This is a genomic window from Streptomyces sp. NPDC090741 (genome assembly GCF_044769045.1).
GTDB lineage: Bacteria > Actinomycetota > Actinomycetes > Streptomycetales > Streptomycetaceae > Streptomyces.
This window is the reverse complement of record NZ_JBIVXF010000002.1, coordinates 276,744-301,604: the sequence shown is the minus strand read 5'-3', so window position 1 is coordinate 301,604 and position 24,861 is coordinate 276,744. Positions and strand designations below refer to the sequence as shown.

Here is a 24,861-nt window from a genome sequence, read left to right as displayed (position 1 = left end):
TGCGCGGCAGCGAGGGGTACGACCGATGCACACAGCAGGACTTCCGGCTCGCAGGGCCGTGCTGACCGGAGGGCTCGCGGCCGTCGCCGTCGCCCTCTCGGGGTGCTCGTCCGCCCCTCGCCCGAAGGTGACGACCGCCGCCCCGCAGCCGCGGCCGGCCACCCCGCAGGCCGCGTTCGCCCGCCTGATGGAGGGCAACAAACGCTGGGTGAGCGGCAACCTCGACCACCCCGACCGGGATCCGGAGCGGCGCGAGCTGGTCGCCGAGGCACAGGACCCCTTCGGAGTGGTCCTCTCGTGCATCGACTCCCGGGTGGCGCCCGAGCTGATCTTCGACACCGGGCTCGGCGACCTGTACGTGCTGCGCACGGGCGGGCAGGCGGTCGGCCCGGTGGTGACCGGCTCGGTCGAGTACGGGCCCATGACGGGCGGGACTCCGCTGGTCGTCGTGCTCGGCCACCAGCGCTGCGGGGCGGTCGAGGCCGCGTACAAGTCGCTGAAGGCGGGCAAGCCGCTGCCCGGCAACCTGGAGGCGCTCGCGAAGGCGATGGTGCCGGCGTACGAGCTGACGGCGAAGAACCCCGGCGCCGACCCCGTCGACACGATGACCCACCACCAGATCAAGGTGACCGCGGACGATCTGCGGGCCAACGCCGACCTGGGGCCCCTCGTGGAGAAGGGCGCCCTCGGCGTGGTCGGCGCCTACTACTCGCTGGTCACCGGAAAGGTGGAGGTCCTGACGGGTGCGCCCGCCTGAGCCCGGCTCAGCGCCCGGCTCAGCGCCCGGCTCAGGCGCGACTCGCGGCTCGGCTCACGGCTCGGGTCACGGCTCGGCTCACGGCTCGGCTCATGCCCCCGCGATCGCGTCGATCTCCGCCAGCAGTTCGGGCTCCAGGGGGCGGTCGGCGACGGCCGCGTTGGCCCGCACCTGCTCGGGGGAGGTGGCGCCCGCGATGACGGAGGAGCAGCCGGGCCGGGCGGAGAGCCAGCCGATGGCGAGTTCGAGGATGCTGCGGCCGTGCTTGTCGGCGACGCCGGCCAGCGCCTCTACCGTGTCGAGCCGCTCCTCGGTGACGTAGCCGTCGCGGCCCTCCAGCCGGGAGCCGGCCGGGACGGCGGCGCCCCGGCGGATCTTGCCGGTCAGCAGGCCGTTGGCGAGGGGGAAGTACGGGAGCACCCCGAGGCCGTAGTGCACGGCCGCCGGAACCAGCTCCTGCTCGGCGGACCGCTGGAGCAGCGACCATTCGTTCTGCGCAGACACGAAGGGCACCGCGCCGGTTTCCCGGGCGACGTGGGCGGCTTCGGCGAGCTGCCAGCCGCTGAAGTTGGAGTGGCCGATGTAGCGGATCTTGCCCTCGGTGACGAGCTCGGTGAGCGCGGCCAGGGTCTCGGCGACGGGGGTCACCGGGTCGGGGCTGTGGAGCTGGTAGAGGTCGATGTGGTCGGTGTCCAGGCGGCGCAGGGACTCCTCGACGGCCCGCCGGACGTACGCGCGGCCGCCGCGGGATCCGGCGGCGGGCCCGTACTCCATGGACATGCCCGCATAGCCGAACTTGGTGGCGAGGACGACCTGATCGCGGCGGCCCTTGAGGGCCTGTCCGAGGTGGCGCTCGGAGCCGCCGCGCCCGCCGTAGATGTCGGCCGTGTCGAGGAGGGTGATCCCCGCGTCGAGGGCTGCGTCGACGACGGCGCGCGTGGCATGGGCGTCGAGGCGGCCGCCGAAGTTGTTGCAGCCGAGACCGACGGCGGAGACCTGGAGACCTGAACTGCCCAGCGGGATGTAGCGCATGCGTTTCGTTCCTCCAACGTCAGAAGAGATCGACGAGAGTCTTGCCCATGGCCCCGCCCGCGTCCACCGGGCTCGAAGCAGTCGGCCGACCACCCGTCAGAAAATGCGTTGGGCCCCGGCGGCCGGGGCCGCCGCCGTCACGCGCGGCGGCTTGAATCCGGCCGCGACGAAGGCCTCGGTGACCGCCCGGGTCACGGCCTCCTCGGCCTCCGCGTCGATCAGGGCCAGGGCCGAGCCGCCGAAGCCGCCGCCCGTCATCCGGGCCCCGTACGCGCCCGCCGCGTTGGCGGTGGCGACGGCCAGGTCGAGCTCCGGGCAGGAGACCTCGTAGTCGTCGCGCAGCGAGGCATGGCCCTCGGTCAGCAGCGGGCCCGTCTCGCGCAGCCGTCCGGCGCGCAGCAGTTCCTCCACCCGTACGACCCGCTCGTTCTCGGTGACGACGTGCCGGACCCGTCGGCGCCGGACCGGATCGTCGAGGCGGGCCAGGGCCCGGTCCAGGTCCTCGTACGGGAGGTCGCGCAGGGCGGGCAGACCGAGCGCGGCGGCCGCGCCGTGGCAGGAGGCCAGGCGCTGGGCGTACGCCCCGTCGCCGAGGTCGTGTTTGACGCGGGTGTCGATGACCAGGAGGCGCAGTCCGGCTGCCGCGCAGTCGAAGGGGATGTGCTGCTGTTCGAGGGTGCGGGTGTCGAGGTGGAGGGCGTGGCCCTCGGTGGCGCAGGCCGAGGCCATCTGGTCCATCACCCCGCAGGGCACGCCCACGTAGGCGTTCTCGGCGCGGCGGGCGAGCGCGGCCAGTTCGGGCCGGTTGAGCGGGATCCCGTACAGCTCGGTGAGCGCCAGGGCGGCGGCCACCTCCAGGGCTGCGGACGAGGAGAGTCCGGCTCCGGTGGGCACGTCGGAGCGGATGTGCAGGTCCGCGCCGCCGACGGGCAGGCCCGCGTCCAGCAGCGCCCAGGCGGCTCCGGCGGGGTAGGCGGCCCAGCTCTCCGGGCCCTCGGGCGGGCGAGCCGGGTCGAGGCGGTCCAGGTGGAGGGTGACGACGCCGGACGGGACGTCGGCGGAGTGGACCCGCAGCGTCCGGTCGGGGCGGCGGGCCGCCGCCACCTCGGTGCGGTGCGGGAGGGCGAAGGGCAGGGCGAAGCCGTCGTTGTAGTCGGTGTGTTCGCCGATCAGGTTGACCCGGCCCGGCGCCGCCCAGACCCCCTCGGGCGGGGACCCGTACAGCCGCTGGAATCCGTCCGCGGACCGGCTCATCGGCTCGCCACCTCCCGCAGCCGCGCGGCCGCGTCCTCGGGCCGGACGTCGTTCATGTAGGCCTCCATCCCGGATTCGGTACCCGCCAGGTACTTGAGCTTGTCAGCGGTGCGGCGGACCGTGAAGAGCTCCAGGTGGAGCGCGAAGTCGGCCCGGCCCTCGCCGGAGACCGGCGCCTGGTGCCAGGCGGAGATGTACGGGGTGGGCGCGGGCGTCCCGAAGAGCCGGTCGAAGCGGCGCAGCAGCTCCAGGTAGAGGCCGGGGAACTCGGCCCGGGCCGCTTCGTCCAGGGTGGTCAGGTCGGGGGTGCGGCGGTGCGGGTAGAGGTGGACCTCGTACGGCCAGCGCGCGGCGTACGGCACGAAGGCCGTCCAGTGCTCCCCTTCGAGGACGACCCTGGTGCGCTCGGCGCGTTCGGCGGCGAGCACCTCCTCGAAGAGGTTGCCGCCGGTGCGGGCGCGGTGGGCGGCGACGGTGGCGAGCATGCGGGTGGTGCGCGGGGTGGTGAAGGGGAAGGCGTAGATCTGGCCGTGCGGGTGCGCGAGGGTCACGCCGATCTCGGCGCCGCGGTTCTCGAAGCAGTAGACCTGCCGGACCCCGGCGTGGGCGGAGAGTTCGGCGGTGCGGTCGGTCCATGCGGCCAGGACGAGCGCGGCGCGTTCCTCGTCGAGCTCGGCGAAGGAGGTCCGGTGGTGGGGGGTGAAGCAGATGACCTCGCAGCGGCCGGTGTCGCCGGCGAGGGAGGGGAAGCGGTTCTCGAAGACGACCACGTCGTAGTCGGTCGCCGGGACCTCGCTCGCGCGCCCCTCGGTGGAGGGGCAGAGCGGGCAGGCGTCGGCGGGCGGGTGGTAGGTGCGGCCCTGGCGGTGGGAGGCGATGACGACGGCGTCGCCGAGCAGCGGGTCGCGGCGCACCTCGGAGGAGGTGGCGGACGCGTCGAGGGGGCGGGTGTCGGGGACGGCGCGGGCCGCACCGTCGTCGGCGTCGTAGTACAGGATCTCGCGGCCGTCGGCCAGGCGGGTGCTCGTTCGCTTCACGGGAAGAGCTTCTCTCAGGGAAAGGTCGGGGAGGTGCGCGGGGGCTCGCCGCGGTTTCGCCGCGGTTTCGCCGCGCTCTGCCGCGATGGACCGGGACTCAACGGATTCACCGGGACTCACCGGGACTCACCGGGATTCATTCGAGGGTGACGACGGTGGGGCGGCCGAGGTCGGGGCGGTCGCGCAGCGGCAGGTCGGCGCCCGGGCGCTCCAGTTCGAGGAGGACGAACTCGTTCCGGCCGGTCCGCCAGAGGGGCGCGGGGGCGTACAGGGTGCGCTGCGGGCCGCGCGGGGTGTCGTAGTGGCCGAGGAGGAAGCCGTTCAGCCAGACGAGGCCGGTGCCCCAGCCGGAGACGTCGACGAATCCGTCGGCGGGGTCGCCGGGGAGGGCGTGCGTGAAGCGGTGGAAGGCCGGGCGGCCCGTGCCCTCCGGGGTTTCCGCGGTTTCCGCGGTTTCCGACGACCAGCCGAGGCCGCTGAGATCCGTGAGCGGGAGCGGCCGGATCTCCCACTCGAACAGCTGCTGGTGGCCGTGCCGGACCCCGCGCCAGATGCCCTTGCGGTCGTCGAGGAGCGGGCCGTAGTTGACCCGGCCCTGGGCCCTGACGAGGACGTCGAGGACGGCCCCGGCCTCGCCGACGGCCAGGTCGGGCCCCTCGTCGGGCCGGTTGCGGTCGATGATGCCGAGGGGCTCGCCGTCGGCGAAGACGTACGCGCGGTCGCCGAGGCCGTCGATCCGGACGGGCATCGCGGGGCGCGGCCCGGTGACGGTGGTGCGGTAGTGGATCAGCCCGTGGGACTGGCCCAGTTTCTCCATGGACTCGGGCGCGGGGCGCAGCGCGGGCTCCCCGCCGAGCACGTCGAGGTGGTCCAGGAGCGGGGCGGTGCCGGCGGGGGCGGCGAGGGCCGGGGTGATGCGGGGTGGCGGCTCGGGCAGCGGGCCGTCGGGCAGGGGCAGGTACTTGCCGATGACCTCGCGGAACGCGTGGAACTTGGGGGTGAGTTCGCCGGCCTCGCCGATGGGGGCGTCGTAGTCGTAGCTGGTGACCGCGGGCTGGTAGCCGGGGTCGCCGGGGCGGGACCCGGTGTGGTTGGCGCCGGCCCAGAAGCCGAAGTTGGTGCCGCCGTGGGCCATGTAGAGGTTGACGGAGGCGCCGGTGGCAAGGAGTTCGTCGAGGGACTGCGCCGCGTCCTCGACGGCGCGGACGTGGTGGTCCTCGCCCCAGTGGTCGAACCAGCCGATCCAGAACTCCATCGCGGCGAGCGGGCCGGACCGCTGGTAGCGGCGCAGGTGGGCGAGGCGTTCGGCGGGCCGCGCGCCGAAGGTGGCGGTGGCGAGCCGGCCGGGGAGCATGCCGCCCTGGAGCATGGCGTCCTCGGGCCCGTCGGCGGTGAACAGGAGGCAGTCCACACCGCGTTCGACCAGGGCCCGTTCCACATGGGCGCGGTAGCGGGTGTCGTTGCCGTACGAGCCGTACTCGTTCTCGATCTGGACGGCGACGACCGGACCGCCGCGGCTCGCGAGCAGCGGCAGCAGCTCGGGGGCGACGAGGTCGAACCAGCCGTCGACCTCGGCCTCGAAGCGCGGGTCCGAGCAGCGCAGGTGGAGGCCGTCGACGGCGAGGAGCCGGGCGGGCAGGCCGCCGAAGTCCCATTCGGCGCAGATGTACGGGCCGGGGCGGACGATGGCGTCGAGGCCGAGGTCCTGGGCGGTGCGCAGGAAGCGGCCGAGGTCGCGCGGGCCGGTGAAGTCGGCCTTGCCCCGGGCGCTCTCGTGGAAGTTCCAGGGGACGTACGTGTCGACCGTGTTGGCACCGAGGGCGCGCAGCCGCCGCAGCCGGTCCTCCCACAGGTCCGGATGGACCCGGAAGTAGTGCAGGGCCCCCGAGACGATGCGGTGGGGGCGCCCTGCGCGCCGGAATCCGTCCTGGTCGTACGTGAGCATGCGCTGACTCCCGAGAGAGGTCGTGATGCCGTGAGGTGCGGGACGCCGCCGAATATATGAACGCGGCGCGCGCGCCGTCAATGACCGGTTGATCGGAAACGATCGAATCGATCGGTTCGGTTCTCTATGATGGCCGTGCAGTACGGAAGCAGGCACGGACGCAGGCGCGGACGCAGGCGCGGACGCAGACACGGACGCAGACACGGATGCCGTCGGAAGACCCCAGGGGGTAGGGAAACCTTGAGACCACATGTGGACCAGCGCCAGGCGCAGGTGCTCGCGCTCGTCCGGGCGCGGGGCAGTGTGCGCGTGGCGGACCTGGCGCGGGAGCTGGGCGTCTCGCCGGTCACCCTGCGGCGCGACATCGAGGCGATGGCGGCCCGGGGCGAGATCCACCGGATGCACGGGGTGATCAGCCGGGTGGAGACGGTGCGGCCGGGCGGCGGCGCGTCGGCCACCCGGGCGGCGGTTCCGGTGGCGGCCCCGGCCGGGGACCGGCCGGCGGCCTCGGCGGGTGCCGTGGGGCTGGTGATCGGGATGGTGGTGCCGACCACGGAGTACTACTACGCCGATGTCGTACGCGGAGCCCGCGAGGTGGTCGAGGCGCGCGGCGCGCGGCTGACCGTGGGCCTGACCCGGTATCTGCCGGGCGAGGACCGGACGCAGGCGGACCGGCTGCTGTCCACCGGGGCGGACGGGCTGCTGCTCACCCCGAACTGGGATGCCGGCTCGCCCGGCCCCGGCGAGGGTGCGTGGACCGCGGAGCTGCCGGTTCCGACGGTGCTGGTGGAGCGGTGGGCCCCGCCCGGCCATCCGGCGGCGGCGCTGGACCGGGTGGCCTCCGACCATGCGCACGGCGCGGCGACGGCGGTGCAGCACCTGGTGGAGCGGGGGCACCGGCGGATCGCGCTGGCCAGCCGTGCGACGCCGACGACTCCGCGGCTGCGGGCCGGGTACGAGGCGGCGGTGGCCGCGCTCGGCCTGGAGCCCGCGCCCCCGTGGCCGCCGGCCGGACCTGGCCCGCTCTCGGACGCGGACCTGTTCGCGCGGACGCTGGACTACTTGTGCGAGGCGGTGACGGCGGGCGGTGTGAGCGCCGCGCTGATCCACAGCGACACCGACGCGATCATGCTGATCCCGCGGCTCCAGGCGCGCGGGGTGCGGGTGCCGGAGGACCTCGCGGTGATCACGTACGACGACGAGGTGGCGGAGCTTGCCGATGTACCGCTCTCCGCGGTGGCACCGGCCAAGCGCGAGGTGGGGGCTCGGGCGGCGGGGCTGCTGCTGGACCGACTGACGGCGCCGGGTGCCAGTGATGGTGACAGTGCCGGTGACGGTCCGCGGCAGCACGTGGAGCTGCTCCCCCGACTGACGATCCGCTCATAAGGAACAGGAAGGGACTCCCCCGGGCGATCATTTCGATCGAGTTGCGCATTCGCTCTTGACGGTGTGCCTGTTCGCACAAAAGATGGGCCGCGTTCTCCCATCCGCCGCTGTCCGCGGTCGTCCGTAGGAGCCACTCCATGTCGCGCAGCCTCCGTTCCTCCCGCATGCCCCGACTCGTCCTGACCGCCTCGGTCGCCTCCGTGGCCCTGCTCGCCACCGCGTGCGGCGGGGAGGCGAAGCCGGGCGGGGGCGGGGCGGCCGGCGGTTCGCCGGAGCAGCCGGTCACCGTCACCTACTGGTCCTCGTCCGCGGGTGCGCAGCAGACGGCCGACGCGTTCAACAAGACGCACCCGAACATCCGGGTGCAGTTCTCGGCGGTGCCGGGCGGGCCGGACGGGGCGGCGAAGCTGGCCAACGCGGTCAAGGGCGGCAACGCACCGGACATCGCGACGATGGACTACTCGGCGCTCCCGGAGTTCGCGAGCGGCGGCAACCTGGAGGACCTGAGCGGGACTTCCGGGAAGCTCGTCTCGGAGAAGTTCCCGGAGGCGGTCCAGTCGCTGGTGAAGCTGGGCGGCAAGACGTGGGCCGTGCCGTTCGACGTCACCCCGCTCGAACTCTTCTACCGGAAGGACATCTTCGAGAAGCACGGGGTGGCCGTGCCGAAGACGTGGGACGAGTACAAGTCGGCCGCGGAGAAGATCCACGGGGCCGACCCGTCCGTGAAGATCACGAACTTCGGCGGCGGCGACCCGGCGGTGCTGGCCGGCCTCTCCTGGCAGGCGGGCGCACGGTGGTACGGGACCGAGGGCGAGAAGTGGAAGGTCGCGATCAACGATCCCGCCTCGAAGAAGGTGGCGGAGTACTGGAACGGCCTGATGGACTCCGGGGTGGCCTCGAAGACCCCGCTGTGGGGCGAGGGTGAGGCGAAGGAACGTTCATCCGGGCAGGTCGCGACCGTCATCGGCGCCGCCTGGACGGCCGGCACGTTCCTCGCGAACTACCCCGACCTCAAGGGGAAGTGGGGCATCGCCCCGCTGCCGACCTGGGACGGCAAGCCCGCCACCGGCATGTACGGCGGCACCTCGTACATCGTGCCGAAGGGCAGCAAGCAGACCAAGGCAGCGGCGGAGTTCATCACCTGGGTCACCACCGACCCGGAGGCGATCAAGGCGCGGCTCAGCTCGCTCAAGTCGCCGAGCAGCGCCCTGCCGGCCAATGCCGAGATGCGGGCCGAGGCCGCGAAGCTGTTCGACACGACGTACTTCGAGGGGCAGGACCCGTACGGCCTGGCCGGCGCGGCCGCGGCGACCATCGTGCCCGGCTGGACCTGGGGCCCGGTCCACCTCCAGGTCAACTCGGCGCAGAACGCGACCGGCCCGGACCTGGTCAAGGCCCTGAGCGAGGGCCAGTCGGCCGCCGAGAAGGCCGTCAAGGACGCCGGCCTGGGCCTGGCCGGCTGATGCCCCGCACCCACTCCCCCCGCCGTACCGCCGGAGGTACCGGCGCGGCGGCCGGGTTCATGGCGCCCTTCTTCCTCCTCTTCGCGCTCGTGACCGTCGCCCCCATCGGGTACGCCGCCTGGCTCAGCCTCTTCCACGAGGAGCGGTCCGGCCTCGGATTCGGTGGAGCCCAGCAGGTCTTCAGCGGAATCGGGAACTACACCAAAGCTCTGGCCGATCCCCTCTTCCTCGCCTCGTTCCGCCACGTCGCCGTCTACTGCCTGCTCTACATCCCCGTCATGGTCGGCGGCGCCCTTGCCCTCGCCCTGCTCCTGGACTCCGCCCTCGCCCGCGCCCGGCGGTTCTTCCAGATCGCCTTCTACCTGCCGCACGCCGTCCCCGGCCTCATCGCCGCGATGGTCTGGCTCTACCTGTACACACCCGGTCTCAGCCCCGTGCTCGACGTCCTCGACTCGGCCGGGATCTCCTGGAACTTCTTCGGCCGCGACGAGGCCCTGCTGTCCGTGGTCAACATCTCGGCCTGGCAGTGGATGGGCTACAACATGATCATCTTCTTCGCCGGGCTCCAGGCCATCCCCCGCGAGACCCTGGAGGCCGCCACCATGGACGGTGCCGGAGCCGTCCGCACCGCACTCCAGGTGAAGGTGCCGAGCATCCGGCCCACCCTCGTCCTGACCGTCCTGTTCACCTGCGTCGGCGCCGTCCAGCTCTTCGACGCCCCGCAGTTGCTCCAGCTCCGGGCCACCGAGATGGGCGAGTCCTGGTCCCCGACCATGTACATCTTCAGCGCCGCGTTCAAGGGCCACGACTACGGGCTGGCGGCCGCGAGCGCGCTGCTCCTCGCCCTGGCCGCCGCAGCCGCCTCGTACGTCGTCACCAAGCTCGGCAACCGCTGGAGGTCCGCATGACCGCCTCACTCGCCGCTGCCGAGGCAGCGAGCGCGGCCCCGGGCCCGGGTCCTGCCCCGGTCCCCGCCGCCTCGACCCCGCCCGCGGCCCCGGCCCCGGCCCCGGCCCGCAGTACGCGCGGCAGCGCCCTGCTCTCCCGTACCGCCGTCAACGCCGTCCTCCTCCTCGTCGCCGCCTACACCCTGATGCCCCTCGCCTGGCTGGTCCTGGCCGCCACCAAGAACCGCCGGGACCTCTTCGCCACCGACCCCTACGCGCTGGGGGACTTCAGCCTCCTCGGCAACCTCGGCGAGCTCTTCACGTACAACGACGGCATCTTCGGCCGCTGGCTCACCAACAGCCTCCTCTACACCGTCGTGGGCTCCACCCTGTCCGCCCTCATCAGCGTGGCCTGCGGCTATGCCTTCCACGCGTACGAGTTCCGGCACAAGGAGAAGCTCTTCGGCCTCGTCCTCGCCGGGATCCTGGTCCCCGCAACCGTGCTCCAGCTGCCGCTGTACCTGATGGCCTCGGCCGCCGGAGCCGTGAACACGTACTGGGCCTACCTGGTGCCCGCCCTGGTCAACCCCTTCGGCGTCTACCTGGCCCGGGTGTTCGCCGAGGGCTACGTCCCCGACGAGGTGCTTGCCGCCGCCCGCGTCGACGGCGCGGGTGAACTGCGGCTCTTCGCGCACGTGTCGTTCCCGATGCTGTGGCCGGGGTTTGTGACGATCTTCCTGTTCACCTTCACGGCCATCTGGAACAACTTCTACGGCGCGCTGACCATGCTGAACGACGAGCGGCTCTACCCCGTCAGTCTGGGCCTGTTCATGTGGAACCGCAGCGTCTACCAGCAGCCCGAGCTCTATCCCCTGGTGATCACCGGTTCACTCGTCGCCGTCGTCCCGCTCGTGCTGGCCTTCCTCGGCCTGCAGCGGTTCTGGCGCTCGGGTCTCACCGCAGGAGCCGTCAAGTGACCCACCGCCTCCTCCCCGCCGCGGCCGGCGACCGGCGCCGACCCGCCACCGTTCTCGCCATGAGCGCCGGCACCCGGGCCGCCGTCCTCAGCGGCCGCATGCTGCCCGAGCTGGTCCGGGTCGCCGACGTGGACACCGACCTGCTGCTGACCGGCTTCGGGCACGAGGAGCCCGAGCTCCGGCGCCGCCTCGCGGACGCCGAGGTGCTGTTCACGGGGTGGGGCTGCCCGCCGCTCGACGCCGAGGCGCTGGCGCGGATGCCGCGGCTGCGCGCCGTGGTGCATGCCGCGGGCAGCGTCAAACACCATGTCACGGAGGCCTGCTGGGAGCGCGGGCTGCTGGTATCCAGCGCGGCCGCCGCAAATGCCGTACCGGTCGCCGAGTACACGCTCGCCGCCATCCTGTTCGCAAACAAGCGGGTCCTGGAATCCGCCCACGCGTACCGGGCGGCGCGCGGCCCGATCGATCTGCTGCGCCGCTACCCGGCCGTCGGCAACTACCAGCGCACCGTCGGCATCGTCGGCGCCTCGCTCATCGGCCGGCGCGTGATGGAGCTGCTGCGCCCCTTCGACCTGCGGGTGCTGGTCCACGATCCGTACGCCGACCCCGGCGAGCTCGCCGCGCTGGGCGGTGAGTCCTGCGCGCTCGACGAACTGCTGTGCCGCAGCGATGTGGTGAGCCTGCACGCCCCCGCGCTTCCCCGGACCCGCCATCTGCTGGACGCGTCCCGGCTGGCGCTGATGCCGGACGGGGCCACCCTCGTCAACACCGCGCGGGGCTCGCTCGTCGACACCGCGGCGCTGACCGAGGAACTGGTGGCGGGACGGCTGCACGCCGTACTCGACCACACCGAGCCCGAGGTGCTGCCCGCCGGCTCCCCGCTGTACAACCTGCCGAACGTGCTGCTCACCCCGCACGTGGCGGGTTCGCTGGGCGGGGAGCTGGACCGGCTCGCGGCGACGGCGGTCGAGGAACTGGAGCGGTACGCCCTGGGGCTGGACTTCCGCTACGCCGTCGACCGCGGCCGGCTCGCCTACTCGGCCTGAGCCCCCGTTCCGCCCGTTCCCGCTCCCCTCGCCACCAACTGTTCCAGGTACTCCCGGCCCCGCGCGAGCTGACCGGGCAGCTCGGCGGCGCCGGGGTACCAGCGTTTCTCGTACTCCCAGCAGAGCCAGCCGTCCGGCGGTGCGGCGGCCACGGCCTCGGCGAGCGGCAGCACCCCGGCGCCGAGCCCGAGGGGGGTGAGCTCCTGCGCCGACGCCACGTCCTTCACCTGTACGTAGCCCAGATGCCGCTCCAGCGCCCGCCGCGACTGCGCAGGGGACTCGCCGCCGAGCCAGGTGTGCAGTACGTCCCACAGGGCGCCCGCGCCACCGTGCCCGACCCGGTCCAGCACCCGCGCGGCGGCGGCTCCGGTCCGGTGCGAGTCGTGCGTCTCCAGCAGGATCCGTACCCCGTGCCGCTCGGCGAACGGTGCGGCGGCGGCCAGCCGGCGCACGGCACGGGCATCGGCGGCGGACTCGGGCAGCTCGGCGCCTCCCGGGAACACCCGGACATAGGGGGCTTCGAGGTCGGCGGCGAGCCGGACCAGGGTGTGCAGTTCGGCCAGGACCGGCTCGTCGGCGCCGGGGGCGGCCACCCGGGCGTAGCCCGCGACCCCGAGGACCGCGATCCCGGCGGCGGCGAGGGTGCGCAGGCCCGCCGCCCGGTCCGCCGGCGGGCTGTCGGGGTGCAGGGGCTCCTCCGGGTGTGCGCGCAGTTCGAGGGCGTCGTAGCCGTGGGCGGCGGCGAGGGCGGCGCTGCGGTCGAGCGGCGCCCCGGGCAGACCGAGCGTGGAGAAGGCGTACCTCACGGACGGCTCCCCTCGGGCGGGGGCGGCGCGGTGGAGCCGCGCACCATGAGTTCGGTGGGCAGGGTCGTGACGCCACCCGGCGGAAGTGGTCTGCGGCCGGTGACCAGCTGTGCGGCGAGTATGCCGGCCTCCCGCAGCGGTACGCGGACGGTGGTGAGCGCGGGGGCGGTGTCCACGCAGACCGGGAGGTCGTCGAAGCCGGCGACGGAGACGTCCCCGGGGATGCGCAGGCCGGCCTCGCGCAGGGCCGCGGCCACTCCGGTGGCGACGGTGTCGTTGGCCGCGGCGACGGCGGTGAACGGGGCTCCGCGGCGCAGCAGCTCGCGCGTGGCGTCGTAGCCCGCGGAGCGCTCGAATCCGGCGTGCACGGTGAGCGGGTCGCAGGCTTCCGGCAGGCCGGGATCATGCCCTCGCAGCGCCTCGCGGTGGCCACCGAGCCGCTCCCGGGTGGTGCTCAGACCCGGCGGGCCGGCGACGTACGCGATGCGCCGGTGGCCGAGCGACAGCAGGTGTTCGGCGAGGCGGAAGGCGCCGCCGCGGTCGTCGAACATGACGGTGGCGACGGGCAGTGCGGGGGGTACGGGCAGCGGGGGCCGCCCGCACAGGACGACGGGGGCACCGGCATCCGCGATTCGGGTGATGCGGGCGGTGAGGGCGGCTGTGTGCCCGGGCTCCTCGACGGCGCCGCCGGTCAGGACGACCCCACCGGCGCGCTGGCCCTCCAGCAGAGTGAGGTAGGCGAGCTCGGCCGCGGGGGCGCCCTCGGTGTTGCAGACGACGGCGAGGCGGCGGGGGTCGCCGTGGCCGGTCGGGGCGAGCGCGCTCTGCAGGGATCCGGCGAGGATGCCGAAGAAACTGTCCGCCACGTCGTGGACGAGGACGCCGACCAGGTCGGAGGTGGCGGCCGCGAGGGCGCGCGCGGGGCCGTTGGCCACGTAGCCGAGCTCTTCGACGGCCTGTTCCACGCGGGTCCGGGTGCCGCCGGCCACCGGGTATCCGCCGTTGAGCACGCGCGAGACCGTCGCGGGCGATACGCCCGCGTGCGCCGCCACTTCGGCGAGAGTCACCGCCATGTTGCACCCCTCCTGCTCATCCCGGGTCATCGTCTCATCCGGGTGTGGATCTCCATACTCCCCGATTAAGAAAGCGCTTTCCATCACTCGAACGAGTGTTGCGCCGCCGCTGTTCCCGGCCCTAGCCTGATGAGAGTGAAAGCGCTTTCTATCGGACTTTCCCTCGCGCTTTCCGCCAGGCCACGAACGAGCAAGAAGGCAACGAGCACGAAAGAGGGGACACCGTGGAGCGCAGGACGATCAAGATCGCCATGAACGGCGTGACCGGGCGGATGGGATACCGCCAGCATCTGGTCCGCTCGCTGCTCGCCCTGCGCGAGCAGGGCGGGCTGGACCTGGGCGACGGCCGGGTGCTGTGGCCCGAGCCGGTGCTGGTCGGGCGCCGGGAGCCGGCTCTGCGGGCCATCGCCGAAGACCACGGGCTGGAGCGGGTCAGCACGGACCTGGCGGCCGTGCTCGCCGACCCCGAGGTCGAGATCTACTTCGACGCCCAGGTCACCGGCGCCCGCGAGGCCGCGGTCCGGCAGGCCGTGGCGGCGGGCAAGCACGTGTACTGCGAGAAGCCGACGGCCCTGAGCTTCGCTTCCTCGCTGGAGCTGGCCCGCCTGGCCGCGGAGGCCGGGGTCAAACACGGGGTGGTGCAGGACAAGCTGTTCCTGCCGGGGCTGCTGAAACTGAAGCGGCTGATCGAAGGCGGCTTCTTCGGCGAGATCCTGTCCGTACGCGGGGAGTTCGGGTACTGGGTCTTCGAGGGCGACTGGCAGCCGGCCCAGCGGCCGTCCTGGAACTACCGGGCGCAGGACGGCGGGGGCATCGTCGCCGACATGTTCCCGCACTGGGAGTACCTGCTGCACGAGCTGTTCGGGCGGGTCCGCACGGTGCAGGCCCTGGCCCGTACGCACATCGGCCGCCGCTGGGACGAGGAAGGCAAACCGTACGAGGCGACGGCGGACGACGCGGCGTACGGGGTCTTCGAGCTGGAGGGCGGCGCCGTCGCGCAGATCAACTCCTCCTGGGCGGTGCGGGTCCACCGTGACGAGCTGGTGGAGTTCCAGGTGGATGGAACGCACGGGTCGGCGGTGGCCGGGCTGCGCGGCTGCCGCATCCAGCACCGGGGAGCGACGCCCAAGCCGGTCTGGAATCCCGATCTGCCGCAGACGGAGGCCTTCCGCGCCCAGTGGCAGGAGGTCCCGGACAACGGCCCGTTCGACAACGGCTTCAAAGCCCAGTGGGAGCTGTTCCTGCGCCACGTCGTGCTCGACGAGCCCTGGCAGTGGGACCTGCTGGCCGGGGCGCGCGGGGTGCAGCTCGCCGAGCTGGGGCTGCGGTCCTCGGTGGAAGGGCGGCGGCTGCCGGTGCCGGAGGTGGTCCTGTGAGCATCCGGCTCCCGGCTGCGGACGGCGGATACCGCCTGCACCGGCCCTGTACCGATCCGCTCGCACCGCTGGTCTGCGGTCCGGCACGCAGCCGCAGGTTCTATGCGGCGGCGCACGTGGTGGCGGATCCGCTCGCCGCCTGCTCCGGCGGCTCGGCCTCCCAGGCCGGCCCGGCCGTGGACTGGGAGGCGACGCTGGCCTTCCGGCACCGGCTGTGGGCACAGGGCCTCGGGGTGGCCGAGGCCATGGACACGGCGCAGCGCGGGATGGGTCTGGACTGGCCGGCTGCGGCGGAGCTGATCCGCCGGTCGGCCGCAGAGGCCCGGGCGGTGGGTGGCCGGATCGTCTGCGGAGCGGGCACCGACCAACTCACCCCGGGCGGCGAGCACACTCCGGCCGCGATCACCGCCGCGTACGAGGAGCAGCTCGCGCACGTCGAGGAGTGCGGGGCGGGGGCCGTGCTGATGGCCTCCCGCGCCCTGGCGGCCGCGGCGCGCGACCCGGAGGACTATCTGGAGGTGTACGGGAGGCTGCTGCGGCAGAGCGGCCGGCCGGTCGTCCTGCACTGGCTGGGCCCGATGTTCGATCCGGAGCTGGCGGGCTACTGGGGGCACGCGGATCTCGACGCGGCCACCGAGGTGTTCCTGAAGGTCATCGCCGACTGCCCGGAGAAGGTGGACGGGATCAAGGTCTCGCTCCTGGACGCGGAGCGGGAGAAGGACATCCGGCGCAGACTCCCGCCGGGTGTGCGCTGCTACACGGGCGACGACTACCACTATCCCGAGCTGATCGCCGGGGAGGGGCCCGGAGATCCGGCGAGCGATGCGCTGCTGGGCGTCTTCGACCCGATCGCCCCGCTGGCCGCCCGGGCCGGGCTCGCGCTGGACCGGGACGACCCCGCCGGTTTCCGCGGGCTGCTGGATCCGACGGTGTCCCTGTCCAGGCACCTGTTCGGCCAGCCGACCCGCTACTACAAGACGGGGGTGGTGCTGCTGGCCTGGCTCGCGGGGTACCAGGAGCACTTCACGATGCTGGGCGGGCTCCAGTCGGCCCGGCCGCTGCCCCATCTGGCCACCTCGTACGAACAAGCCGATCTGCTGGGCCTGTTTCCCGATCCGGAGCTCGCCGAGTCGCGGATGCGGCAGCTCCTCGCGGTGTACGGGGTGGCGTCATGAGCCGGGGGCCGGCCCCGGCCCGGTTCAGCCTCAACCAGGAGACGGTCCGGCAGTGGTCGATGCCCGAGCTGGTCGACGGGTGCGTCGCGGCCGGGGTGGGCGCGGTCGGGCTGTGGCGGGATCCGGTGCGGGAGTTCGGGCTGCGCGAGACGGCGAAGCTGGTCGCCGGAGCCGGACTGCGGGTCAGCTCGCTGTGTCGCGGCGGGTTCTTCACCGCCGCCGATCCGGCGGGGCGGGCGGCGGCCCTCGAGGACAACCGCCGGGCCGTGGAGGAGGCCGCCGAGCTGGGTGCCGATGTGCTGGTCCTGGTCTCGGGGGGCCTGCCCGACGGCGACCGGGACCTGGTGGGGGCGCGGCGGCGGATCGTCGACATTCTGGGCGAGCTCGCCCCGTGGGCGGCCGCACACGGGATACGGCTGGGGATCGAGCCCCTGCATCCGATGTTCGCCTCGGACCGCTGCGTGGTCTCCACGCTCGGCCAGGCCCTGGACATCGCCGAGCGGTTCCCGGCGCAACAGGTGGGGGTGGTCGTCGACTCCTACCACCTGTGGTGGGACGAGCGGTTGCCGGCCGATCTGCGCCGGGCGGGTGCGGGCGGGCGGATCGTGTCGGTCCAGGTGGCCGACTGGGTGACCCCGCTCCCCATAGGAGTCCTGCTGGGGCGGGGGCAGTTGGGCGACGGCTGTATCGATCTGCGGGCGTTCCGGGAGCTGGCCGACTCGGCCGGCTACCGGGGCCCGGTGGAGGTGGAGATCTTCCATCCGGGGTTGTGGGCGCGAGACGGTGCCGAGGTGCTGCGGGAGGTGATCGACCGATACCGCGAGCACGTGGCCTGAGGCGCGTGGCATGGGGCATGACGTATTCCGAGTGGGGCAAGTGACGGGCCGGCGGGGGCCGGTACGGGTTCGGACAAGGAGCATGCGATGACAGACGTGTGGAGTCGGCGCGCCTTCCTCTCGGCCGCGGGCGGGGGTGCGCTCCTGCTGGGAGCGCCCGCCGTGCGGGCGGGGGCCGCGCCGGCGGACGAGGTCCACGACGCCATGCGGGCGGTGTGGCGCGGTCTCTTCCTCGGCGGTGACATCCCTGCCGCGGCCGAGCCGTTCCGGTCGAGACTCGCCGATCTCGGCGCCCTGGCCGGCGGGTGGCGCTCCGCCATGGTCCCGGCGGCCGGCTCGCTCTGGCCCGACCTGGGGTACGGCAGCGACCCCGAGATGATGATGCAGAGCTACTACCGGCTGCGGACGATGGCCGAGGCCTACGCCCGGCCCGGGACCGGGCTCACCGGGGATGCCGGGCTGCGCTCGGCCCTGCTGACCGGGCTGGACCATCTGCACACGGACGCCTACCACGCCGGCCAGGTGCGGTACGGCAACTGGTACTGCTGGCAGATCGGCGCCCCGCAGGCCCTGCTGGACCTGTGCGTGCTGCTGTACGAGGAGCTGCCGGCCGCCCGGCTCGCCGACTCCTGCGCGGCCGTGGACCACTTCGTCCCGGACTCGGTCGTCGGCTCGTACACCGGGACCGGTACGGGGGCGAACCGGGTCGACCTGTGCCGGGTGCTGGCGCTGCGCGGGGTGGTCGGCGGGGACTCGGCGAAGATCGCCCTGGCCCGGGACGCGCTCGCGCCGGTGTTCCCGTACGTCACCTCGGGCGACGGGCTCTACCGGGACGGGTCGTTCGTCCAGCACACCTGGGTGCCGTACACGGGGACGTACGGGGCGGTGCTGCTCGGCGGGCTGGGCATGCTCTTCGCTCTTCTGAGGGGCACTGCGTGGGAGGTCACGGACCCCGGGGCGCAGATCGCCTTCGACGCGGTGGAGCGGGCCTGGGCGCCGTTCCTGTTCAACGGGCTGGTCATGGACGCCGTGTCGGGGCGGGCGGTGAGCCGGGGTCTGATGGTCGCCGATCCTCGGCAGGTGCAGCAGGACGACCATGCCCGGGGGCATGCCGTGCTCGCCGCGATCCTGCTCCTCGCGGAGGGTGCGAGCGCCGTCGAGCGGGCGCGCTGGCGGGGGCTGGTGAAGGGCTGGATGGCCCGGGCCCACTACAGCCGTCCCCTCGCGGACACGGGACTCGCCCTGTCCTCGCTCGCCCGCCTGGCGCAGGTCGAGTCCGACGCGTCGGTCACGGCGGTGCCCGAGCCGGTCGGGCACCGCGTGTTCGCTTCCATGGACCGGGCCACGCACCGGCGGCCCGGCTGGGCGGCCTCGCTGTCCATGGCCTCGAAACGGATCGCCCACTACGAGACGGGCAACGGGGAGAACCTGCGCGGCTGGCACACCGGGAGCGGAATGCTCTCCTGGTGGGGGGCCACGTACGGCAACGGCCAGTACTCGGACGCCTTCTGGCCCACGGTGGACCCGTACAGGCTGCCGGGGACCACGGTGTCGCGGAAGGTGCTCGCCGACGGGGCGGGCGGTGACTGGGGGGCGTCCCGGCCCGACGCGGCTTGGGTGGGCGGGACGACCGACGGGGAGTTCGCGTCCCTGGGCCAGCACCTGCGGGGCCTGGGCAGCACGCTCACGGCCCGCAAGTCCTGGTTCTTCCTCGACGACACGATCGTCTGCCTGGGGGCCGGGATCCGCTGCTCGGACGGGACCGCGGTCGAGACGATGATCGACAACCGCAATCTGGGCGCCGCCGGCACCCATGCCCTCACCGTGGGCGCCACCGTCCAGCCGGCCGCCCTCGGCTGGTCGGCGGCCTTCCCCTCCCCCGGCTGGGCTCATCTGGCGGGCTTCGGCGGGTACGTGATATCGGGCCCGGGCTCGTTCAAGGCGCTGCGGGAGGCGCGCACCGGCCGGTGGAGCGAGATCAACCGGGGCGGCTCCGCCACGGCCCTGACCCGGCGCTACCTCACCCTCTGGTACGACCACGGCAAGGACCCGGCCGGCGCCGGGTACGTCCACCAGGTGCTGCCGGGGGCTACGGTGGCCCGGACCGCGGCCAGAGCCGCCGCCGCGGGGTGGCTCTCCGTACTCGCCAACTCGGAGACGGCTCAAGGTGTCTCGGTGCCCTCACTGGGCTTCACCGGGGTCAATTTCTGGCAGGCCGGATCGGCCGGTCCGCTGGAGGCGGAAGCACCCTGTTCGGTGACGGTCCGGGAGAGAGCGGACGGCACGGCCGCGGTCTGCGTAGCGGACCCGGCCCGGGCTCTGACCTCGCTGACGCTGGTGTGGAACCGCCCCGTCGCCGCGGTGCTGTCCCGCCCGCCGAGCCTGGTCTCGCAGGCCACGGGCGCCCGGTTGCGGCTCGACTTCGGGAACCTCACCGCGGCGGCGGGCGCCGGCCAGCAGGTGGTGGTCCGGATGGGGTGAGGCGTCAAGGGTGACATAGCGTGCGCTTCATGGATCATGAGCACATAGCCGGGGCCGGCGACGGCGCGGGCAGGCGGCGGTTCCTCGCGATCGCGACGGGAGCGGCCACCGCCGCCGGGCTCGGGGCCGTGGCCGGCTGCGCGAACGGAGCGGCCGGCGGGGCAGCCGGGAAGAGTGACGGCAAGGGGGCGGCGCCCAGCGGGGCAGCGGGGAAGGGCGGACCTGTCGGCTTCGACGTCAAGGCCGAGAACGCCAAGCCGGGGCATGCCGATTGGCGTGTGACCAGAGCCGGGGCGGCTCGGGCCATCGAGGGCTTCGCCGACAAGGTCGGCGTCCTGCCCGGCGAGTCCTTCGGCCTGCACGTGTCCACCACGGCGCCCCGGTTCACCGTCTCCGCCTACCGGATGGGCTGGTACGGCGGCGCCCGGGCCCGGCTGGTCTGGCGTTCCGAGGCGCTGCCCGGCGTGCGTCAGCCCGAGCACACGGTGGATGCCGCGACCCGGATGGTCCGTACCCGGTGGCCCCGTACGACCACCGTCGACACCAAGGACTGGCCCGAGGGGTGCTACCTGCTGCGGCTCGACGCACAGGGCGGCGAGGGCCAGCGCTTCGTCCCGCTCACCGTCCGCTCGGCGGGGAGCGCCGGCCGTACGGTCGTGGTGAACGCGGTGGCGACCTGGCAGGCCTACAACCGGTGGGGCGGCTACAGCAGCTACGACGGCCCCAGCGGCGGCTACGCCTCGCGCTCCCTCTCGGTCACCTTCGACCGTCCGTACGAGTACGACGACGGCGCCGGCCTGTTCCTCGTGTACGAGGCCCCGCTGATCGCCCTCGCCGAGCGGCTCGGCATACCCCTAGCCTACGCGACGACCACCGACGTGGCGCGGGAGAAGCGGCTGCTGGAAGGGGCCGCGGCGGTGGTCTCCCTCGGCCACGACGAGTACTGGTCGCCCGAGCAGCGGGCCCACTTCACCGCCGCCCGGGACGCCGGGACCAACATCGCGGTCCTCGGCGCGAACTGCTGCTTCCGCCGGATCCGGCTGGAGCCCTCCGATCTCGGTCCGGACCGTACGGTGGTCTGCTACAAGTCCGCCTACGACCAGGACCCCGGATTCAAGCGCGGCCGGCCGGCCACCGTCGACTTCCGCTCGGCGCCAGGCGCCGATCCGGAGAGCTCGCTGCTCGGTGTGATCTACGACGGCTACCCGGTGGACGCCCCGTACGTGGTGACCCACCCCGGCCACTGGCTGTTCGAGGGCACCGGCGTACAGGCCGGCGACCGGTTCGCGCACCTTGTGGGGGTGGAGTACGACAAGGTCGACACCGGGTTCCCGACGCCCCGGCCGATCGAGATCGTGGCCCACTCCCCCGTGGTGTGCGAGGGCCGGCCCAGCCACCAGGACACGGCGTACTACACGGCGCCGAGCGGCGCGGGCGTGTTCGCGACCGGGACCATGCGGTGGGTGGAGGCCCTGGACGCGACGGGCGACGGCCGCAGCGGCGCCAACCACGGCCTCGACGCGAAGGCGGGCGCGCTGACCACCCGCGTGACGGAGAACCTGCTGCGGGCGTTCGCCGCCGGCCCTGCGGGGCGCGCCCACCCCGCGCAGGACAATGTCAAGGCGGTGTACGGGGCTTAGGATCGTGATCACGGCATCGCGTGTCGGTCACCGACCGGGTGAGGCATGGAGGTGCCGTGATGTGCCTTGCGGAGGCATTCACTCATGTCAGTACAGCTGAACCACACGATCGTCCACTCCCGGAACAACCGGGAGGCCGCCGAATTCCTGGCGGACGTCCTCGGCCTTGAGGTCGGGACCGAGTGGGGCCCGTTCGTCCCCGTCGAGACCGCCAACGGCGTCACCCTCGACTTCGCGACCGTGCCGGCCGACTCCCTCGCCACCCAGCACTACGCGTTCCTCGTCTCGGAGGAGGAATTCGACGTGTCGTTCGGGAAGATCCGGGCGGGCGGGATCCCGTACTTCGCCGACCCCCACATGAAGCTGCCCGGCGAGATCAACCACAACGACGGCGGCCGCGGCGTCTACTTCCTGGACCCGTCGGGCCACGGCATGGAGATCATCACCCGCCCGTACGGCTACCAGGAGCCCACGGCCGGCTAGCCCGCCCGACCGATGCGTCAGCCTCCCGCTCCCTCCCCGTCGAGCGGGAGGTAGACGATGTTCGGGGCGGCGGTGACCGGGTGGGTGGTGATGCGGGTGCGGACCCCGTACACCTCGGCCAGCAGATCCTCGGTCAGCACCTGCGACGGTGTCCCCGAGGCGGCCACCCGGCCGCCCGCCAGCACGTACAGGCGGTCGCAGTACGAGGCCGCCAGGTTGAGGTCGTGCAGCACGAGCAGCGCGGTGGCCGGCAGGGCGCGGACCAGGGCCAGTATCTCCAGCTGGTAGCGGATGTCCAGGTGGTTCGTCGGCTCGTCCAGGGCGAGCAGGCCCGGCTCCTGGACGAGGGCGCGCGCCACCAGGGCGCGCTGGCGTTCACCGCCGGAGAGCCCGTCGTACCGCCTGCCCGCGAGGCTGCCCGCGCCGACGGTCTCCAGCGCCTCGGCAACGCGCCGGACGTCGTCCGGGCCGTCCTGCTCCCAGAACCGCTTGTGCGGGCTGCGCCCCATCGCGACCACCTCGCGGACGGTCAGCCCGAAGGTCCCCGCCGCGTCCTGCGGGACGACCGCGATCCGCCGGGCCCGGTCTTTGGCCCCCAGCCGCGCCGCGTCCGCGCCGTCCAGCAGCACCCGGCCGGCGCTGGGCCGCAGGGCGCCGTAGACGCAGCGCAGCAGCGTGGTCTTGCCGCTGCCGTTGGGGCCGACCACGCCGACCGTCTCGCCGGGCCGGGCGGTGAGGTCGACTCCGTGGAGCAGCGTGTGCCCGTCGGTCTCGTAACGCACGGCCTCGACGGCGAGTTCCACCGGCTGCCGCCCGCTCATCCCGCCACCCCCTCGACCCGTGTGGAGCGGCGCAGCATCCACAGGAAGAACGGTCCGCCTGCGAGCGCGGTGACCACACCGACCGGTATCTCCTCGGGCGCCGCGGCCGTACGGGCGACCAGGTCGGCCAGGGTCAGGAACACGGCCCCGCCCAGTGCGGCCACCGGCAGCAGCGCCCGGTGCCCGGCGCCGACGACCATCCGGGCGGCGTGCGGAACCATCAGCCCGACGAACCCGATGGCGCCGCTGTAGGCGACCAGCACGCCGATCACGAGGGAGGTGAGGACGAAGACGGCTGCGCGGAAGCGCCCGGTGTCCAGGCCGAGGGTCCGGGCCCCCTCCTCCCCCGCGAGGAGCAGGTCGAGCGGCCGGGCGAGCGCAGTGAGCAGGGCGGTGCCGACGAGCAGTGCGGCGGCGGGCAGGGCCAGTTCGTCCCAGCGGGCCCCGCCCAGGCCGCCCAGGGTCCAGAACAGGACGGAGCGGATCTGGTCGGGGTGCGCGGCGAGCACCAGCACCAGGCTGGTGAGCGCGGACAGGATGTACTGGACGGCGACCCCGGCGAGGATCAGCCGCCCGGTGGTCATGGTGCCTCCGCGCCGGGCCACGGCATAGACGGCGACGAGCGCCCCCATCGATCCGGCGAACGCGGCGGCCGGCACGCCCAGGGCGCCGATGCCGCCAAGGGCTCCCGCCGCGCCCGCGCCGAAGACGACGACGAGGACGGCGCCCAGCGACGCCCCGGAGGAGGCCCCCAGCAGGAAGGGGTCGGCGAGCTGATTGCGTACGAGGGCCTGCAGGACGGTCCCGGCCACGGCGAGCCCGGCTCCGACGACCGCCCCGAGCAGCACCCGCGGCATCCGCACGTCCCACACGATGGAGGCGAACGCCCCGGTGCGCTGTCCGGGGCCGCCGAGCACGATGTCGAGGACCTGGCCGGGGGCGATCCGTACCGGCCCCAGGGCCAGGCCCGCGACGGCCGACGCGAGGAGCGCCGCGGCGAGGAGGGCGAGGACGACCGGCGTACGGGGCGCTCGGGGCGTACGGGGCGCAGTCGTCGTACGGGGTCGGCTCACGCGGCGTCGGGGTGGAGCTGGGCGCCCAGGGACTCGACTGCGTCGGCGACGCGCACGCCGAGGACCGCCGAGGACAGGGGCAGCACCACGAACCGCTTGTTCTTGACGGCGGGAACCTCCGCGAGCGCCGGGTCGTTCAACAGGCGCTGCTTCTTGGCTTCGACGGTGGTCCCGCCGTAGTCGTAGATGAGGACGACCTCGGGCCGCCGCTCGATGACCTTCTCCCACGACACGTCACCGAAGGTGTCCTTGAGGTCGGCGAAGGTGTTCGTCCCGCCCGCCAGCGAGACGATCTCGTTGCCGATGCCGCCTCCTCCTGAGGTGAAGGCGGTGCCCTCGCCGGAGTCGTAGACGAAGACGGCCGGCTTGGCCTTGTCCTTGACCCGGGCGGTGACGGCGTCGATGCGGCGCTGCTCGTCCTCGATGAGGCGGGCGCCTCGCTCGGGCACGCCGAAGGTGCGCGCGACCTCGGTGATCTCGGTCTTCAGCTGTTCGAGACCGACCGGGCCGGTGCTGCAGTACTCCACGCTGAGCCGGGAGTTGATGCCGGCCTTGGCCAGTCCCTCGCGGTCGCGTCCCTGCGCCTTGTCGAAGGCGCTTGCATAGCCGCCGTAGACGAAGTCCGGGTCGGCACCGAGGAGTACCTCCTTCGAGGGGTACTCCTCGGCCAGCACCTTGATCTTGTCGTAGGCGGGCCGGTACGCGGGCAGTACGGAGTCGTCGAGGTAGGCCGTCGCGGCCATCCGGTCCTGGAGGCCGAGGGCGAGCAGGATCTCGGTGGCGTGCTGGTTCATGGTGACGGCCCGCTGCGGCGGGGCCTGGTAGGTGCTGCTGACACCACAGTTGGTGACGGTGTACGGGAACCCCGGCGCGGCGGCCGCGTCCGCGACCCCGCCTCCCGCCGAGGGCGGACCGCCGCAGGCGGCCAGGGGTATCAGGAGCGCAATCGGGACAAGGGCGCGCAGAACGGCGCGGGAACGCGGCATGGCGAAGCCTCTCCGGGGGATCCTCGTCCCCTGGTCGACGTGAAGAGGCAGTGCGTCAGTGTCTGACTCCCGGGCCCCGCGCGGGGCCCGGTCACAGTGGCGGGACCGCACCGGATTCGCACCGGTTTCCTGTCCTGCACCGCCTTGGGTGGTTCGCCCCAGTCTGCCAGACTGCCGCGAAACGCCGTCGGGCCCGCCCCCGTGGAGGGGACGGGCCCGACGCCTCGTACTTCTTGCAGGGGCGGCAGGATTCGAACCTGCGGCATCTGGTTTTGGAGACCAGCGCTCTGACCAGCTGAGCTACACCCCTTCGGTGAGGGAAACTCT

21 protein-coding genes, 1 tRNA gene and 1 riboswitch are annotated in these 24,861 nt (G+C 73.3%); of the genes, 12 read left to right on the top strand and 10 right to left on the bottom strand.

Translation table 11 applies throughout. From position 1 onward, the window contains the following. Positions 1-25 precede the first annotated feature (25 nt). Positions 26-757 carry a carbonic anhydrase gene (locus tag ACIQU4_RS06675; protein ID WP_403726698.1) on the top strand — a complete coding sequence of 244 codons (732 nt, stop codon included), beginning with the start codon at positions 26-28 and terminating at the stop codon, positions 755-757. Between the two features lie 90 nt (positions 758-847). Here the strand turns inward: ACIQU4_RS06675 and ACIQU4_RS06670 are convergent, their stop codons facing one another. The 4 genes from ACIQU4_RS06670 to ACIQU4_RS06655 all read right to left on the bottom strand — a co-directional run bounded on the left by ACIQU4_RS06670 (position 848) and on the right by ACIQU4_RS06655 (position 6,025). Further along, positions 848-1,789: an aldo/keto reductase gene (locus ACIQU4_RS06670; protein WP_403726695.1), complete on the bottom strand. Its 942-nt coding sequence runs from the start codon at positions 1,787-1,789 to the stop codon at positions 848-850. Positions 1,790-1,885: 96 nt separating this feature from the next. Next, the gene (galK, locus tag ACIQU4_RS06665; protein WP_403726692.1) at positions 1,886-3,043 is read right to left on the bottom strand and encodes a galactokinase; all 1,158 of its coding nucleotides are present in this window, start codon (positions 3,041-3,043) and stop codon (positions 1,886-1,888) included. Next, positions 3,040-4,080 (bottom strand): galactose-1-phosphate uridylyltransferase, encoded by a 1,041-nt coding sequence (gene galT, locus ACIQU4_RS06660; protein ID WP_403726689.1) that lies wholly within the window; start codon positions 4,078-4,080, stop codon positions 3,040-3,042. Before galT ends, galK begins: the two co-directional genes overlap by 4 nt. A gap of 136 nt (positions 4,081-4,216) precedes the next feature. Then, on the bottom strand, positions 4,217-6,025 hold the full coding sequence (locus ACIQU4_RS06655; RefSeq protein ID WP_403726686.1) for a beta-galactosidase family protein: 1,809 nt from the start codon (positions 6,023-6,025) through the stop codon (positions 4,217-4,219). A 240-nt stretch (positions 6,026-6,265) separates the two neighbouring features. Here ACIQU4_RS06655 and ACIQU4_RS06650 point away from each other — a divergent pair, with 240 nt between their 5' ends. The 5 genes from ACIQU4_RS06650 to ACIQU4_RS06630 all read left to right on the top strand — a co-directional run bounded on the left by ACIQU4_RS06650 (position 6,266) and on the right by ACIQU4_RS06630 (position 11,784). Beyond that, positions 6,266-7,411, top strand: coding sequence for a substrate-binding domain-containing protein (locus tag ACIQU4_RS06650; protein ID WP_403726683.1), 1,146 nt, complete (start codon positions 6,266-6,268; stop codon positions 7,409-7,411). A 137-nt stretch (positions 7,412-7,548) separates the two neighbouring features. Beyond that, positions 7,549-8,874, top strand: a complete 1,326-nt coding sequence (locus tag ACIQU4_RS06645; RefSeq protein WP_403726680.1) for an ABC transporter substrate-binding protein — start codon at positions 7,549-7,551, stop codon at positions 8,872-8,874. Positions 8,875-8,933: 59 nt separating this feature from the next. Beyond that, on the top strand, positions 8,934-9,782 hold the full coding sequence (locus ACIQU4_RS06640; RefSeq protein ID WP_403727709.1) for a carbohydrate ABC transporter permease: 849 nt from the start codon (positions 8,934-8,936) through the stop codon (positions 9,780-9,782). Then, complete coding sequence (locus tag ACIQU4_RS06635) at positions 9,779-10,738, top strand: carbohydrate ABC transporter permease (RefSeq protein ID WP_403726677.1); 960 nt, start codon at positions 9,779-9,781, stop codon at positions 10,736-10,738. Before ACIQU4_RS06640 ends, ACIQU4_RS06635 begins: the two co-directional genes overlap by 4 nt. A gap of 59 nt (positions 10,739-10,797) precedes the next feature. Continuing rightward, on the top strand, positions 10,798-11,784 hold the full coding sequence (locus ACIQU4_RS06630; RefSeq protein ID WP_403727708.1) for a hydroxyacid dehydrogenase: 987 nt from the start codon (positions 10,798-10,800) through the stop codon (positions 11,782-11,784). Here ACIQU4_RS06630 and ACIQU4_RS06625 read toward each other — a convergent pair. Both ACIQU4_RS06625 and ACIQU4_RS06620 read right to left on the bottom strand, forming a co-directional pair. Beyond that, a complete protein-coding gene (locus tag ACIQU4_RS06625; protein ID WP_403726674.1) occupies positions 11,772-12,590 on the bottom strand; it encodes a sugar phosphate isomerase/epimerase family protein in 819 nt (272 codons plus the stop codon). The two genes, ACIQU4_RS06630 and ACIQU4_RS06625, sit on opposite strands and share 13 nt — an antisense overlap. Further along, complete coding sequence (locus ACIQU4_RS06620) at positions 12,587-13,663, bottom strand: LacI family DNA-binding transcriptional regulator (protein WP_403726671.1); 1,077 nt, start codon at positions 13,661-13,663, stop codon at positions 12,587-12,589. Before ACIQU4_RS06620 ends, ACIQU4_RS06625 begins: the two co-directional genes overlap by 4 nt. A gap of 251 nt (positions 13,664-13,914) precedes the next feature. On the opposite strand from ACIQU4_RS06620, the gene ACIQU4_RS06615 reads away from it, so the two are divergent. From ACIQU4_RS06615 to ACIQU4_RS06590, 6 genes are all read left to right on the top strand, one after another. Beyond that, positions 13,915-15,039, top strand: a complete 1,125-nt coding sequence (locus ACIQU4_RS06615; RefSeq protein WP_403727706.1) for a Gfo/Idh/MocA family protein — start codon at positions 13,915-13,917, stop codon at positions 15,037-15,039. Next, a complete protein-coding gene (locus ACIQU4_RS06610; protein ID WP_403726668.1) occupies positions 15,036-16,214 on the top strand; it encodes a dihydrodipicolinate synthase family protein in 1,179 nt (392 codons plus the stop codon). The genes ACIQU4_RS06615 and ACIQU4_RS06610 overlap by 4 nt, the downstream gene beginning before the upstream one ends. After that, complete coding sequence (locus ACIQU4_RS06605) at positions 16,211-17,050, top strand: sugar phosphate isomerase/epimerase family protein (RefSeq protein ID WP_403726666.1); 840 nt, start codon at positions 16,211-16,213, stop codon at positions 17,048-17,050. The genes ACIQU4_RS06610 and ACIQU4_RS06605 overlap by 4 nt, the downstream gene beginning before the upstream one ends. An 87-nt stretch (positions 17,051-17,137) precedes the next feature. Further along, the gene (locus ACIQU4_RS06600; RefSeq protein WP_403726663.1) at positions 17,138-19,531 is read left to right on the top strand and encodes a polysaccharide lyase 8 family protein; all 2,394 of its coding nucleotides are present in this window, start codon (positions 17,138-17,140) and stop codon (positions 19,529-19,531) included. A 29-nt stretch (positions 19,532-19,560) separates the two neighbouring features. After that, on the top strand, positions 19,561-21,171 hold the full coding sequence (locus ACIQU4_RS06595; protein WP_403726660.1) for a N,N-dimethylformamidase beta subunit family domain-containing protein: 1,611 nt from the start codon (positions 19,561-19,563) through the stop codon (positions 21,169-21,171). Positions 21,172-21,255: 84 nt separating this feature from the next. Further along, positions 21,256-21,654, top strand: coding sequence for a VOC family protein (locus tag ACIQU4_RS06590; RefSeq protein WP_403726657.1), 399 nt, complete (start codon positions 21,256-21,258; stop codon positions 21,652-21,654). 17 nt (positions 21,655-21,671) lie between these two features. On the opposite strand, the gene ACIQU4_RS06585 is transcribed toward ACIQU4_RS06590, so the two are convergent. From ACIQU4_RS06585 to ACIQU4_RS06570, 4 genes are all read right to left on the bottom strand, one after another. Then, positions 21,672-22,475 (bottom strand): ABC transporter ATP-binding protein, encoded by an 804-nt coding sequence (locus ACIQU4_RS06585; RefSeq protein WP_403726654.1) that lies wholly within the window; start codon positions 22,473-22,475, stop codon positions 21,672-21,674. After that, positions 22,472-23,548, bottom strand: a complete 1,077-nt coding sequence (locus tag ACIQU4_RS06580; RefSeq protein WP_403726652.1) for a FecCD family ABC transporter permease — start codon at positions 23,546-23,548, stop codon at positions 22,472-22,474. Before ACIQU4_RS06580 ends, ACIQU4_RS06585 begins: the two co-directional genes overlap by 4 nt. Continuing rightward, positions 23,545-24,534, bottom strand: a complete 990-nt coding sequence (locus ACIQU4_RS06575; protein WP_403726650.1) for an ABC transporter substrate-binding protein — start codon at positions 24,532-24,534, stop codon at positions 23,545-23,547. The genes ACIQU4_RS06580 and ACIQU4_RS06575 overlap by 4 nt, the downstream gene beginning before the upstream one ends. 56 nt (positions 24,535-24,590) lie before the next feature. Next, positions 24,591-24,667, bottom strand: a riboswitch (cobalamin riboswitch). A 103-nt stretch (positions 24,668-24,770) separates the two neighbouring features. After that, positions 24,771-24,844, bottom strand: a tRNA-Trp gene (locus tag ACIQU4_RS06570). Positions 24,845-24,861: the final 17 nt, after the last annotated feature.

Bases quoted from the DNA above. Each gene is read 5' to 3' on its own strand.
- ACIQU4_RS06675 (WP_403726698.1), top strand. From the start codon at position 26: ATGCACACAGCAGGACTTCCGGCTCGCAGGGCCGTGCTGACCGGAGGG.
- ACIQU4_RS06670 (WP_403726695.1), bottom strand. From the start codon at position 1,789: ATGCGCTACATCCCGCTGGGCAGTTCAGGTCTCCAGGTCTCCGCCGTC.
- galK (WP_403726692.1), bottom strand. From the start codon at position 3,043: ATGAGCCGGTCCGCGGACGGATTCCAGCGGCTGTACGGGTCCCCGCCC.
- ACIQU4_RS06655 (WP_403726686.1), bottom strand. From the start codon at position 6,025: ATGCTCACGTACGACCAGGACGGATTCCGGCGCGCAGGGCGCCCCCAC.
- ACIQU4_RS06645 (WP_403726680.1), top strand. From the start codon at position 7,549: ATGTCGCGCAGCCTCCGTTCCTCCCGCATGCCCCGACTCGTCCTGACC.
- ACIQU4_RS06640 (WP_403727709.1), top strand. From the start codon at position 8,934: ATGGCGCCCTTCTTCCTCCTCTTCGCGCTCGTGACCGTCGCCCCCATC.
- ACIQU4_RS06635 (WP_403726677.1), top strand. From the start codon at position 9,779: ATGACCGCCTCACTCGCCGCTGCCGAGGCAGCGAGCGCGGCCCCGGGC.
- ACIQU4_RS06630 (WP_403727708.1), top strand. From the start codon at position 10,798: ATGAGCGCCGGCACCCGGGCCGCCGTCCTCAGCGGCCGCATGCTGCCC.
- ACIQU4_RS06620 (WP_403726671.1), bottom strand. From the start codon at position 13,663: ATGGCGGTGACTCTCGCCGAAGTGGCGGCGCACGCGGGCGTATCGCCC.
- ACIQU4_RS06615 (WP_403727706.1), top strand. From the start codon at position 13,915: ATGAACGGCGTGACCGGGCGGATGGGATACCGCCAGCATCTGGTCCGC.
- ACIQU4_RS06605 (WP_403726666.1), top strand. From the start codon at position 16,211: ATGAGCCGGGGGCCGGCCCCGGCCCGGTTCAGCCTCAACCAGGAGACG.
- ACIQU4_RS06600 (WP_403726663.1), top strand. From the start codon at position 17,138: ATGACAGACGTGTGGAGTCGGCGCGCCTTCCTCTCGGCCGCGGGCGGG.
- ACIQU4_RS06595 (WP_403726660.1), top strand. From the start codon at position 19,561: ATGGATCATGAGCACATAGCCGGGGCCGGCGACGGCGCGGGCAGGCGG.
- ACIQU4_RS06590 (WP_403726657.1), top strand. From the start codon at position 21,256: ATGTCAGTACAGCTGAACCACACGATCGTCCACTCCCGGAACAACCGG.
- ACIQU4_RS06585 (WP_403726654.1), bottom strand. From the start codon at position 22,475: ATGAGCGGGCGGCAGCCGGTGGAACTCGCCGTCGAGGCCGTGCGTTAC.
- ACIQU4_RS06575 (WP_403726650.1), bottom strand. From the start codon at position 24,534: ATGCCGCGTTCCCGCGCCGTTCTGCGCGCCCTTGTCCCGATTGCGCTC.